This window comes from Kineosporia mesophila, assembly GCF_021129235.1.
GTDB classification, from domain to species: domain Bacteria; phylum Actinomycetota; class Actinomycetes; order Actinomycetales; family Kineosporiaceae; genus Kineosporia; species Kineosporia mesophila.
Genome location: NZ_JAJOMA010000005.1, coordinates 96,115 through 108,249, shown reverse-complemented (window position 1 = coordinate 108,249; position 12,135 = coordinate 96,115). Strand labels below are relative to the sequence as shown.

General features: G+C 66.2%; 12 protein-coding genes. 7 read left to right on the top strand and 5 right to left on the bottom strand.

The window, feature by feature from the left end; all coding sequences use genetic code 11:
* Positions 1-102 precede the first annotated feature (102 nt).
* The 4 genes from LR393_RS08875 (at position 103) to LR393_RS08860 (ending at position 5,723) form a co-directional block, all read left to right on the top strand.
* The gene (locus LR393_RS08875; RefSeq protein ID WP_231483087.1) at positions 103-1,020 is read left to right on the top strand and encodes a glycoside hydrolase family 16 protein; all 918 of its coding nucleotides are present in this window, start codon (positions 103-105) and stop codon (positions 1,018-1,020) included.
* A gap of 198 nt (positions 1,021-1,218) precedes the next feature.
* The gene (gene icmF, locus LR393_RS08870) at positions 1,219-4,452 is read left to right on the top strand and encodes a fused isobutyryl-CoA mutase/GTPase IcmF (protein ID WP_345718695.1); all 3,234 of its coding nucleotides are present in this window, start codon (positions 1,219-1,221) and stop codon (positions 4,450-4,452) included.
* A 7-nt stretch (positions 4,453-4,459) separates the two neighbouring features.
* Positions 4,460-4,960 (top strand): MarR family winged helix-turn-helix transcriptional regulator, encoded by a 501-nt coding sequence (locus LR393_RS08865; RefSeq protein ID WP_231483085.1) that lies wholly within the window; start codon positions 4,460-4,462, stop codon positions 4,958-4,960.
* A gap of 13 nt (positions 4,961-4,973) precedes the next feature.
* Positions 4,974-5,723 carry a helical backbone metal receptor gene (locus LR393_RS08860; RefSeq protein ID WP_269326936.1) on the top strand — a complete coding sequence of 250 codons (750 nt, stop codon included), beginning with the start codon at positions 4,974-4,976 and terminating at the stop codon, positions 5,721-5,723.
* A 48-nt stretch (positions 5,724-5,771) separates the two neighbouring features.
* Here the strand turns inward: LR393_RS08860 and LR393_RS08855 are convergent, their stop codons facing one another.
* Genes LR393_RS08855 through LR393_RS08845 form a run of 3 tightly spaced genes read right to left on the bottom strand, consistent with a single transcriptional unit; the run spans position 5,772 to position 8,198 of the window.
* Positions 5,772-6,185 (bottom strand): PPOX class F420-dependent oxidoreductase, encoded by a 414-nt coding sequence (locus LR393_RS08855; protein WP_231483083.1) that lies wholly within the window; start codon positions 6,183-6,185, stop codon positions 5,772-5,774.
* A 42-nt stretch (positions 6,186-6,227) separates the two neighbouring features.
* Positions 6,228-6,506 carry a hypothetical protein gene (locus LR393_RS08850; protein ID WP_231483082.1) on the bottom strand — a complete coding sequence of 93 codons (279 nt, stop codon included), beginning with the start codon at positions 6,504-6,506 and terminating at the stop codon, positions 6,228-6,230.
* Positions 6,507-6,518: 12 nt separating this feature from the next.
* Positions 6,519-8,198 carry a sodium:solute symporter family protein gene (locus LR393_RS08845; RefSeq protein ID WP_231483081.1) on the bottom strand — a complete coding sequence of 560 codons (1,680 nt, stop codon included), beginning with the start codon at positions 8,196-8,198 and terminating at the stop codon, positions 6,519-6,521.
* 499 nt (positions 8,199-8,697) lie between these two features.
* Here LR393_RS08845 and LR393_RS08840 point away from each other — a divergent pair, with 499 nt between their 5' ends.
* The 3 genes from LR393_RS08840 (at position 8,698) to LR393_RS36950 (ending at position 10,773) form a co-directional block, all read left to right on the top strand.
* On the top strand, positions 8,698-9,630 hold the full coding sequence (locus LR393_RS08840) for a helix-turn-helix domain-containing protein (RefSeq protein WP_331282927.1): 933 nt from the start codon (positions 8,698-8,700) through the stop codon (positions 9,628-9,630).
* 93 nt (positions 9,631-9,723) lie between these two features.
* Positions 9,724-10,053, top strand: a complete 330-nt coding sequence (locus tag LR393_RS08835; protein WP_231483079.1) for a hypothetical protein — start codon at positions 9,724-9,726, stop codon at positions 10,051-10,053.
* 483 nt (positions 10,054-10,536) lie between these two features.
* Positions 10,537-10,773 (top strand): DUF397 domain-containing protein, encoded by a 237-nt coding sequence (locus LR393_RS36950; protein ID WP_345718668.1) that lies wholly within the window; start codon positions 10,537-10,539, stop codon positions 10,771-10,773.
* A 4-nt stretch (positions 10,774-10,777) separates the two neighbouring features.
* On the opposite strand, the gene LR393_RS08830 is transcribed toward LR393_RS36950, so the two are convergent.
* On the bottom strand, positions 10,778-11,572 hold the full coding sequence (locus LR393_RS08830; RefSeq protein ID WP_231483078.1) for a putative protein N(5)-glutamine methyltransferase: 795 nt from the start codon (positions 11,570-11,572) through the stop codon (positions 10,778-10,780).
* Positions 11,569-12,117, bottom strand: a complete 549-nt coding sequence (locus LR393_RS08825) for a GNAT family N-acetyltransferase (protein ID WP_231483077.1) — start codon at positions 12,115-12,117, stop codon at positions 11,569-11,571. Before LR393_RS08825 ends, LR393_RS08830 begins: the two co-directional genes overlap by 4 nt.
* Between the last annotated feature and the right edge of the window lie 18 nt (positions 12,118-12,135).

Sequence of the window (12,135 nt, the reverse complement as noted above, 5' to 3'; positions counted from 1 at the left end):
CTACTTGGATACACATCTCCGCTGACGACTCGGGTACCTGGCTCTACTGCACAGTCCATATAGACCACGCCTCCCGAGCCAGGGGCGAGCCAGGGAGGGCGAGTGTTCCGCGCAGGACGCGTTCGTACGATCGGTGGGGCGGCGCTCGCCCTGGTTTCATCGGCTCTGGTGACGGTGCTGGTGTCCCAGCCCGCGATGGCAGCCTCGTCCGCGACCCGGACGATCGGCTGGACCGACCTGGCGCCGACCCTGATCCGCCCGAACACGGACTACACGCAGCTCGCCACGGCCACCAAGGTTCCGGGCACGACCGACGGCAAGGCCCTCAAGCTGACCCTGCCGGCGAACCCGGAGGCCGGCCCGATGGGTGGCGTCGGCTTCGAGACGACGAAGGCTTACCAGTACGGCACTTTCGGCACCCGGATGAAGACGGCCGACTGCACCGGCCAGAACGCGCCCGGTGTGGTCTCGGCGGCGTTCACCTACTCCCGCGACCACAACGACACCAACGGCAACGGCGTCACGGACAACAACGAGATCGACTTCGAGATTCTCTGCTCGCAGCCCGACGTGGTCTGGATGACCATCTGGACCGACTACAGCGAGACCTCGAACAACCTGCGCTCGATCTCACGGGTGGTGAATGTGCGCACCGGACAGGTGCTCTACAACTGCTACATCGTGTCGTACGGCACCGGCTGCCAGACCCCGCAGGCGGGCGAGAACGTGCCGGCGAAGACCCAGCCGATTCCGGGCTTCGACGCCTCGAAGCAGTTCCGCACCTACAAGTTCGACTGGCAGCCCGACCACATCACCTTCTACACGTTCGACAACCAGAACCGGAAGGTCGTGCTCTGGGACTACCGCGGCCCGGCCGACCGCATCCCCCACACCCCGTCGCTGTTCATGCAGAACGTCTGGCACAGTGCCCACTGGGACCCGTTCGGCGGCGGCTCCGCCCACAACCGTCCGACGGCCGCCAGCACCGCATTCATCGACAGCACGTTCCTCCCGCAGTAACGTTTCCTTGGGCGTCAAATAGTTGGACGTCCAAGTGTCTCAGCGGGGAGGCGCACGGTGGCGGTTCCGGACGAAGTGGGCAACAGCGACAGCAACGGCTTGAGGACGACGAAGAGCCCCGATCTCTCGGCCCACCCGGGCGGGGGTAGGGGTTTCGGGGAACGGCCGGGCTCGATCCACGGCAGCGATCACGGCGCGGTGCCTGACTCGACGGTGGAAAGGCGCCCGGTCCGGTTCGTCACCGCGGCCAGCCTGTTCGACGGTCACGACGCCTCGATCAACATCATGCGGCGCATCCTGCAGGCCCAGGGGTGCGAGGTGATTCATCTGGGCCACGACCGCTCCGTGGACGCCGTGGTCGCGGCCGCGATCCAGGAAGACGTTCACGGCATCGCGATCAGCTCCTACCAGGGTGGTCACGTCGAGTACTTCGGCTACCTGATGGATCTCCTGGCCGAGCGGGGTGCCCCGGACGTGCGGGTGTTCGGTGGGGGCGGCGGGGTGATCGTTCCCGGCGAGATCGCCCTGCTGAAGGCCAGGGGGGTGCTGATCTTCTCGCCGGACGACGGACAGCGCCTGGGCCTGGCGGGCATGATCAGCTCGGTGGTGCAGACGTCGGACCGCGATCTCACGAGCACGGCACCGGACCTCGACGAGCTCCGCGCCGGATCGGATCCGGCACTGGCCCGGGCAATCTCGGTGATCGAGGCGGCCAGCGCCGACGCGGCCTGGATCGCGGCACTACGGGAGAGCGCGGGATCGGCCCCGGTGCTCGGCATCACCGGCACCGGCGGCTCGGGCAAGTCGTCGCTCACCGACGAGCTGATCCGCCGTCTGCGCACCGACCAGCAGGACAAGCTCCGCGTGGCCGTGATCGCCGTCGACCCCACCCGGCGCCGGGGCGGAGGCGCGCTGCTGGGCGACCGGATCCGGATGAACGCTCTGCAGCCCGGCCGCACCTTCTTCCGTTCCCTGGCCACCCGCGGCGCCGGCGGTCAGGTGCCCGAGCACCTGCCCGACGTGATCAATGCATGCCGCGCAGCGGGTTACGACCTGGTCATCGTCGAGACCCCGGGTATCGGCCAGGGTGACACCGGCATCGTCGACCTGGCCGACGTGTCGCTGTACGTGATGACGCCCGAGTTCGGGGCCGCGTCGCAGCTCGAGAAGATCGACATGCTCGACTTCGCCGACGCGGTGGCGATCAACAAGTTCGAGCGGCGCGGTGCGCTCGATGCCCTGCGCGACGTGAGCAAGCAGGTCGCCCGTAACCGCGAGGCGTTCGGCGTGCCCTGGGACCAGATGCCCGTCTTCGGCACCAGCGCGGCTCAGTTCAACGACGACGGCGTGACGGCCCTCTATCAGCACCTGCGCAGTCTGCTCGTGGCCAAGGGGCTGCCTGTGGCCGACGGCGTGCTGCCGGAGGTGACGGCCAGGACATCGACCCAGTCCGCCGCGGTCGTGCCCCCCGAGCGGGTGCGCTACCTGGCCGAGATCGCCGACACGGTCAGGGGATACCGCCGGGAATCCGTAGAGGTGGCAGAGGCGGCGAGAAAGGCCCAACACCTCCGGACGGCTCTGAGCGAACTGGATTCCTCCGTGATCAGGCAGAACCTCCCCGGGGAAGTTTCGCCTGATCACGAACAAAGTGTGCTCGCGGCGAAAGCCGACGCGTTCGAACGATTGGTGCCCACCGACGTCCGCCATCAGTTGACCGAATGGCCCGACACCGTGCGCCAGTACGCGGGGGAGGAGTTCGCGGTCGATGTCCGGGGCCGCACACAGAGCACGAAGCTGCGCCGCCTGACGCTCTCGGGTTCGTCGATCCCGCGGGTCGCCCTGCCCCGCACCACCGACCACGGCGATCTGGTGCGGTACCTGCGCGAGGAGAATCTGCCCGGAGTATTTCCTTTCACTGCGGGGGTTTTCCGGTTCAAGCGGGATGCCGAGTCGCCGGCCCGGATGTTCGCCGGCGAGGGCGACGCGCAGCGCACCAACCGCCGCTTCCATCTGCTGGCGCAGGGTCAGCCCGCGACCCGGCTGAGCACGGCCTTCGACTCGGTGACCCTGTACGGCCGCGACCCCGACCTGCGGCCCGACATCTACGGCAAGGTCGGCACTTCCGGGGTCTCCATCGCCACGCTCGACGACATGCGCCAGCTGTACCAGGGTTTCGACCTCTGTGACTCCACTACCTCGGTCTCGATGACGATCAACGGCCCGGCCCCGGCGATCCTGGCGATGTTCCTGAACACGGCCATCGATCAGCAGCTGGAAGCGCATCCGGGCGAGGACCCGGCCGCCGTCCGGCAGAGGGTCCTGAGTACGGTTCGCGGCACCGTGCAGGCTGACATCCTCAAGGAAGACCAGGGCCAGAACACCTGCATCTTCAGCACCGAATTCTCGCTGCGGGCCATGGCGGATGTTCAGGAGTGGTTCATCGCCAACGGTGTTCGCAATTTCTACTCGGTCTCGATCAGCGGCTATCATATCGCCGAGGCCGGGGCCAACCCGATCAGCCAGCTGGCTTTCACCCTGGCCAACGGATTCACCTACGTGGAGAGCTATCTCGCGCGGGGTATGGCGATCGACGACTTCGCGCCGAACCTGTCGTTCTTCTTCAGCAACGGTATGGACGCCGAGTACACGGTGCTCGGACGGGTCGCCCGGCGGATCTGGGCGGTGGCGATGCGGGAGCGTTACGGCGCGGGTGAGCGCAGCCAGAAGCTCAAGTACCACGTGCAGACCTCGGGCCGGTCGCTGCACGCGCAGGAGATGAACTTCAACGACATCCGCACCACGCTGCAGGCCCTCTGCGCGCTCTATGACAACGCGAACTCGTTGCACACCAACGCCTACGACGAGGCGGTGACCACCCCGACCGAGGCCTCGGTGCGCCGGGCGCTGGCGATCCAGCTGATCATCGACGCTGAATGGGGCCTGTCGATGAACGAGAATCCTCTCCAGGGCTCCTACATCGTCACCGAACTCACCGATCTGGTCGAAGAGGCCGTGCTGGCGGAGTTCGAGCGCATCAGTGAACGTGGCGGGGTGCTGGGGGCGATGGAGACCGGGTATCAGCGGGGCCGGATCCAGGACGAGTCGATGCTGTACGAGCAGCGCAAGCACGACGGGTCGCTGCCGCTGATCGGGGTGAACACGTTCCTGGGGCCGGACGAAGCGACGAGCGTGGGGCACCAGGGCCTGATCCGGGCCACCGAGCGGGAGAAACAGTCGCAGCTGGACCGGTTGCACCGGTTCCACGACGCGCATCGCCACGAGGCGCCCGCGGCCCTGGCTGCCCTCAAGCAGTCGGCGGCGGCCGGGGGCAACGTGTTCGCCGAGTTGATGAACGCCGTACGCTGCTGCTCCCTGGGCCAGATCACCGAGGCGTTCTTCGAGGTCGGCGGCCAGTACCGTCGCAACGTGTGAGGTTTCCGTGAGCAAGCTGCCTTTCGACCCGATCGACGAGGCTCAACGCCAGTGGGTCGCGCACGGCTGGGAAGACGCCGCGCCCGGCATGGCCGCCGTGACCTCGATCGTGCGGGCCCATCAGATCCTCATGGCGAGGGTGGAGGAGTCGCTGCGGCCGCACGACCTGACCTTCTCCCGCTACGAACTGCTCCAGCTGCTGGCCTTCACCAGGACCGGGGCGCTGCCACTCTCGCGGATCGGCGCCCGGCTGCAGGTGCATCCGGCCAGCGTCACCAACGCGGTCGACCGGTGTGAGCAGCGGGGTCTGGTGAAGCGGGTGCCGCACGCCACCGACCGGCGCACCACCCTGGCCGAGATCACCGATCCTGGGCGGGAACTGGTGTCCAAGGCCACCGAGAGCCTGAACCGTGAGGTCTTCACCGCGCTGGGCCTGGACGAAGAGGCGATTGGCGAGCTGACCGGCGTCCTCAAGCATTTTCGTCAGGCGCACGGTGACTTCTCGTGAACAGCGGCCAATGATGGACGACGACCTCGGGGCACCCGTTCGGGTGCCGGTCACGGTGGGGCGGGTCGTCTCGATCGTTCCGTCGCTCACCGAGAGCCTGGCCGCGACCCGGCCGGGTCTGCTGGTGGGGGCGACCGACTGGTGCACCCATCCCGGCGATCTGGGCGTCGTCCGGGTGGGTGGTACCAAGAATCCCGATCTTGAGGGGATTCAACGGCTCGCGCCGGATCTCGTGGTCGCGAACGAGGAGGAGAACCGGCCGGACGACCTGAGGGCGCTGCGCGAGGCCGGGCTGAACGTCTGGGTGACGCGGGTGCGTACGGTGCCCGAGGCGTTCACCAGTCTGCGGCGGATGCTGGCGGTGGCCTGCGGGCCGGAGGTTCCCGGCTGGTTGCTCGACGCCGAAAAGGCTTGGTCGTCGGTTTCTCCCGGGCCGGCGCAGCGGGTGATCGTCCCGATCTGGCGGCGTCCGTGGATGGTGGTGGGCCGCGACACGTTCACGGGCGATGTGCTGGCCCGGCTCGGGCAGTTCAACGTCTTCGGGGATCACGCCGAGCGGTACCCGAAGATCCCGCTGGACGAGTTGCGCTCGGTGGAGGCCGATCTGGTGGTGCTACCGGACGAGCCCTACGCGTTCACCCGCGGCGACGGCCCGGAGGCTTTCGAGCCCGTGCCCGCGGCGCTCGTCAGCGGCCGGCATCTGACCTGGTACGGGCCGAGTCTGGCGCAGGCTCCGGAGATCCTGCGGCGGCAACTGAGCTGAACCGAGGTCCGGGGCACCCCCCGTGGGAGATGCCCCGGACCACGTGGATCAGTTGACGACAGACCCGCCGACGACCGCGATGAACTGCTCCGGGCGGAAGGTCAGAACCACCCGGACGTCAGCATCGTTGATCGGGTAGACGTTGCCGTAGCGGATCTGGAGCGAGTGGTAGAAGGACGCGTCCGCGTCGTCGTCTTCCACCGACTCCAGCTTCGCCCGGACCTCGACGAACCGGTAAGGGTTTTCCGGGTCCAGCACCGACAGCGCCACGCGGGGCTCGTTCTGCAGGTTCGCGAACTTCTGCCGGTTCTTCGTGTGCGTCAGCTTCAGCACCTCGCCGTCCCAGGCGAACCACATCACGCTGCTCTGGGGTGACCCGTCGGGACGGATCGTGGCCAGGTGGGCGAAATTGGCTCTTTCGAGCAGGTCCTTGTGACTTTCCGGAAGGGCCCTGGTTGCCATGCTCTCACTCCTGCGTTCGAGGCCGGACGGTGTTGCCCAACGCTACTCCGGGCGTTCGGAATCGTCCTGTTCCACCGGCACGCGCAGCGGCCGGAGAAAGACCCAGGCCAGCATGACGGCCGCGAACACCAGCAGGCCGATGCTCACCCGGGTGTTCAGGTTGACGCCGTCGGCGCGGTCGATCTCACTGGCGTCGGTGAACCACAGGCCCATGACCAGGAGGATCACACCGTAGATCCCCATCAGCCCGCCGATGATGGTGCGGATGTCGAAGGCGCCCGCCGTGGTGGTTTTCTCTGTCGGTTCCGGTGTCTCTGCCATGACGGTGGCTCCTTAGAAGAAGATGATGTTCAGGGCCACCACGAGCACGCCGGCCACGCCCACCAGCATCGGGGTGGAGCGGTACCAGACCGCCTCGTCGCCCGTGCGGTTCTCGCTCAGGTCGGCCTTCGGCGTCAGGGAGTAGACCAGCCCCCGCAGCTCGGACTCGGGCTTCGGCTTGGTCACCATCGTCACCAGCACGCTGATCACGATGTCGGCCACGAAGGCCACGCCCGCCGCCAGGAAGCTCGCGCCCTGGCCCTGCAGGCTGATCACGTCGGTTTCGGAGAGGATGAAGATGAAGATGGCAGAGCTGGTTCCGACCACCAGGCCGACCCAGCCGGCCGTGGCCGTCATGCGCTTCCAGAACATCCCGAGGATGAACGTGGCGAACAGCGGGGCGTTGAAGAACGAGAACAGCTGCTGCAGATAGTCCATCAGGTTCGAGTAGCCCGACGCGATCACCGCGGTGAAGATCGCGGCGATGGTGGCAACGATGGTGATGACCCGGCCGACCTTGAGGTAGTACTCGTCGGGGCGGTCCTTCACCACGTAGGTCTGCCAGATGTCGTAGCTGAACACCGTGTTGAAAGCGCTGATGTTCGCGGCCATACCGGCCATGAACGAGGCCAGTAGACCGGTGATGGCCAGGCCCAGCAGGCCGTTCGGCAGCAGGTCACGCATGAGCAGCAGCAGCGCGTCGTTGTAGGTGACGTTGCCGCCGGTGCCGCCGTTCGCCTTGTACTGCACCATCTCCTGCACCGAGACCGCGGCGATCATGCCGGGGATCACGACGATGAAGGGGATGAACAGCTTCGGGAAGGCGCCGATCACCGGGGTGCGGCGGGCGGCCGACATGCTCTTGGAAGCCATCGCGCGCTGGACCTCGACGAAGTTCGTCGTCCAGTAACCGAACGAGAGCACGAAGCCGAGGCCGAAGATGATGCCGAAGACCGAGAGGAAGTCGTTGTCGAAGCCGGAGAGCTCGTTACCGGGCCAGGCCGAGAGCTGTTCCGCGCCACCCGGGCTCGCCGTGATCTGGTCTTTCAGGCCTTCCCAGCCGCCGACCTTGTGCAGGCCCGCCAGGGTGAGCGGCAGCAGGGCGGCCACGATCACGAAGAACTGGAGCACCTCGTTGTAGATCGCGGCGGACAGCCCGCCGAGCGTGGTGTAGACCAGCACGATGGCCGCGGCCGCGATCAGCGAGACCCAGAGCGGCCAGCCCAGGAGAACATTCACGATGGTGCCGAGCAGGTACAGGTTCACGCCGGCGATCAGCACCTGGGCGAGCGCGAAGCTCAGCGCGTTCACCAGGTGGGCGGTCGGGCCGAACCGGCGCAGCATGAACTCTGGCACCGAGCGCACTTTCGAGCCGTAGTAGAACGGCATCATCACCACGGCGAGGAACAGCATCGCCGGAACGGCGCCGATCCAGAAGTAGTGCATGGTCGGCAGGCCGTACTGCGCGCCGTTGGCCGACATGCCCATGATCTCGATGGCGCCGAGGTTCGCGGAGACGAACGCGAGGCCGGTGACCCAGGCGGGCAGCGATCGGCCGGACAGGAAGAAGTCGATACTGCTCGACACCTGCCGACGGGCCAGCACACCGATACCGAGCACCACGGCGAAATACGACGCCAGGATCACGTAGTCAATGGCAGACGCATCCAGGCGGAGGACGTCCGAGTCCACAGGAACTCCCTTGTACTGACCGGGTTCCATATGGCCGAAACCCGGTTCGGGTACACCATGTATAAACCCGGTTCAAGGAGATCGCAATTCGGGCTAACCCATTAGTAACGCTTGGGGATTGGCTTCGGTTCCCGGATGTCGCGAGCCCGTGTTTGGCTCTGGACGCCGTGAGGTTCGGGCTTCGGACTCTGACCAGCGACGATTGACTCCCGCGGTGGCTTCTCGGCTGATCGCGCGGTCTGGCTCGCATCGCGAGGTGGTGTCCGTCACCAGGTGGATGGCGGTCGGGTAGCTGAACAGTTACTGCGGCGGTCGTGGTTACTCAAAGCGATGAAGGCTTGAACCGGAAGGTAATTTGGGAAAATCCCGTAAGCACAAAGCGCCTCACCAATCGGACAATTCGGCTAACTAGGAAACCCTACATGGAGCGGTGGTGTTACTCTCGGCAAGGTCGCTGGCCGCTACTAGGGGCGTCCGACTACGGAGAGAAGGGTGAGCGGTGGTGGAGTACCAGGAGGGCACTCCGAGTCCGGCTGCTCGCCGAGACGGTGGCGGGTCCGCGCGTGTCGCGCGGGAGAAGTCGCGGCTGCGCCGAAAGCTGAGCGCGGAGCTTCGTGGCATGAGGCCGGATGGCTGGACGCAGGCCCAGGTGGCGACGAAGCTGCACTGGTCCGAGTCCAAGCTGGGGCGTATCGAGTCCGGAATGGTGGCGGTGTCGGCGACTGATCTGATGGCGCTCCTGAAGGCTTATGGTCGTGATGACGAGGCGACCGTCGAGAGACTCGTCGCCATGGGCAAGATCGCCCGTCATCAGCACTGGAGCCGGTACCGAGACGTTCACTCGGCTGCCTTCATCCGGTATCTGGGTTTCGAGGCGGAAGCCGGCACCATTCAGAGCTTTCAGCCTCAGGTCATGCACGGGCTGCTGCAGACACCTGGGTACGCCTGGGCGCTGCTGACATCGTCCGGCGCGAATCTCGTGCCGGAAGCGCAGGCGAAACGGATGGTCGAAGGGCGTCTCGAGCGTTCGTCCATGCTCGAGCTCCCGGACGGCCCCCGATTCGACCTGATCATGGATGAGTCGGTGATCCGGCGCCGGGTGGGCGGCCGCAAGGTCATGCTCGAGCAGTTGCAGCATGTCCTGTCGATGAGTGAGCGCCCGGAGATCTCCATTCGGCTGTTGCCGCTCGAGACTGACATCTACACCGGTGCCTGGGAGGCCTTCACGGTCCTGGGGTTCGAGGACGGTGAGGTCGTTCTCTACCTGGAGGACGGCTCGTCGACCGTGTTCCCGGCCTCTGGCCGGGGTGGTCCTGCCGATCCGTACCTCACGGCGTTCGCGAGGATGCAGGAGGCTGCCGCATCGGTGGATCAAAGCCGCGTGATGGTTCAGGACGCCGTCCGGCGTCTGAGTGACTCCTCGAAGGAGTAGGCGATCGTGCGGGTCAGGTGGCCTGGGCGCTCGGGCCCGGATCGTTCGGCGGCCCGGGACTTCCGACCGGGGGAGAAGACCGAACGGGGCGACGTGAAGACGTTCTGGACGCGGTTCATCGAGGACGTGCTGGGCGACGAGAAGAAGACGGACGATCTGGTCCGCCTGCTTCGAGTCGTCAGAGGGCTGGTGCTCGGGGCACTCGCCATCGGTGCGGTCGTCGTGGTGACGGTGTCGGTGGCGGCCCTCTTCATCATGTCCAATGTGCCGGTGGAGGGCGTACCGAAGCAGACGCCCTATGTGATCGGAGGCGTCAGCGCTGTCAGCCTCATCGCGACTTTGGTTCAGACAGTGAGGCGTCGACGGAAAAGGGCTCCCGCAAAGCGGGAAGCCATCGAGCAGGAGCCCAAGGGCTCCGGCTGACGTGCTTACCGAGTCGCTCTCGGGGGATCGCGCCGATCAGAAATTCTGACCGTGCGGCCGATCTGGTGGCCCACGGCGGAGGCCAACCCGATAGACACGATCGAGGCCAAGCTCAGTCGGAGGTCCAGGGGGAGGGCCATGAGTTGTGTGAGCAGCAGGGCGAGGGAGGCGCAGACGGCGCCGACGCTGCCGGCCAGTGCAGCCAGTGCCAGAGTGGCTGGAAGTGGAAGGGCGGAGAAGGTTTTGGTTACCTCTGCGGCGCGTGAACCACGCACGAAAACCTCCCCTGCAGATGACTCGTCGTGACTTGAATGATCGAACTCGATCCTTTCACGTGCCGACGTGATCTGTGTTCATGTTCGCATAACAGGGCGGTAAAAGCCGCTGAAGGTGCCCTACAAATGTACTTTTGATGACGCCATGTCGTCCTATGGATACGATCATTGCGTTCTTGTGGCATCGGGTTGATGAGGGGCGCCTGTGATGACGAGTCGGGAACAGTGGCGATGGCGTAAGAGTTCCCTGTGCAGCAATCGAGACTGCGTCGAAGTGGCGGCCGGGGAGGGGGCTGTGCTGATCCGGCGCACGGTTGACGGGAATCCCGGTGCGGTTCTGGAATTCTCCGTCCCGGAGTGGCAGGTCTTCACGGACGCCCTGCGGCGCGGCGAATTCGATGATCTGGCCGCAGGCTCGGGTTCCGGTCCCACGGAGAGCCAATAACTCTTCAGCGGCGGTGAGAGCTGATCACCACGTTGGCCCCCAGATTGTTGTCCTGGTGAACGGTGGAGATGAATCCATGCTCGAAGGAGAGGTCCTGCGCCGGCGTCAGCTGCTGAAGGCTGGTCTCCGACATGATTTTCCCACCGGGGGAAAGCCAATGGGCAGCGTCCTGCATGAGACGGCGGTACAGGGCTAGACCGTCGACACCGCCGTCGAGGGTCCGGAGAGGCTCGTGATCGCGGGCTTCGGCCGGGAGGAAAGCGATGTCTGCCGTCGGTACGTAGGGAACGTTGGCCACCAGTACGTCGACCCGTCCGGCAAGCCGTCCGGGCAGGGCCAGATACATGTCGCCCTGGTGTACCTGCGGGTCAGGTCCAGTGCCGGTCTCTGGCGTCGCGAGGTTCGTCCGCGCCAGTTCTATTGCGATGTGATCGATGTCGGCAGCGTGGAGTTCGGCCGGGCGGGCCTCTTCCAGAATCGCCGCGCTGATTGCGCCGGCTCCGCAGCACAGTTCGACGACGACCGCGTTCTCCACCGCCCGGACCGCCGAGATTGCTTTTTCGGCAAGGAATTCTGTGCGTCGACGAGGTATGAACACACCCGGGGCGACTTTGATGCGCAGGCCCCGGAACTCGGCCCAGCCGACAATGAGTTCGAGGGGCTCCCCCTGCACCCGTCTCGCGACCCTCGTCCCGAGGTTCGCCGGTGCGTCGGTGCTGTTCATGAGGAGAGAGGCCTCTTCCTCGGCCCACACACACCCTGCGGCCCGCAGGGCGGTGACCACCTCGTCGTACGTCATACGCCCGGTTCCCGCAGTCCCACGCAATCGTTGTCCCAGAACTCCCGCGCGTAGACCAGCGTGCCGCTCATCCAGTCCTCGTGGGCGGGCAGTTTCACCACCTGGAACGCCGCGTCGGGGATGCGCAGCGACGGCTTGCGAAAGCCCAGCGGCCCGCCCGCGACGAAACCGGCCCGACGGTAGAAGGCCGGATCGCCCTCGAGGAACAGCAGCGGGACCGAGGTCTTCGACATCTTCTCGATCGCGGCCCGCACCAGGGCCGACCCGACGCCCTTCCCCTGATGCCCGGGTGCCACGGCCAGGGGACTGAGCACGGCCACGTCGACCAGCCGGCGCGGAGCATCGAGCAGGCTGCGGGTGCAGAGCACCGAACCGACGACGGCGCCGTCCTCCTCCGCCACCAGCGCCAGATCGCTCGCTGACGACGGCATGGCCCGAAGGGCCGTCAGCAGCCGGGCGATCACGGGCCCTTCGTCCCCGAAGCCGCGTCGGTGAACCTCGTCGGCGGCGACCCGGTCAGCCGCGGTCTCCCTGCGAATCTGCACGGACGGAGGTTAACCAGG

Bases quoted from the DNA above. Each gene is read 5' to 3' on its own strand.
- LR393_RS08860 (WP_269326936.1), top strand. From the start codon at position 4,974: ATGGACGACGACCTCGGGGCACCCGTTCGGGTGCCGGTCACGGTGGGG.
- LR393_RS08855 (WP_231483083.1), bottom strand. From the start codon at position 6,185: ATGGCAACCAGGGCCCTTCCGGAAAGTCACAAGGACCTGCTCGAAAGA.
- LR393_RS08850 (WP_231483082.1), bottom strand. From the start codon at position 6,506: ATGGCAGAGACACCGGAACCGACAGAGAAAACCACCACGGCGGGCGCC.
- LR393_RS36950 (WP_345718668.1), top strand. From the start codon at position 10,537: ATGACGAGTCGGGAACAGTGGCGATGGCGTAAGAGTTCCCTGTGCAGC.
- LR393_RS08830 (WP_231483078.1), bottom strand. From the start codon at position 11,572: ATGACGTACGACGAGGTGGTCACCGCCCTGCGGGCCGCAGGGTGTGTG.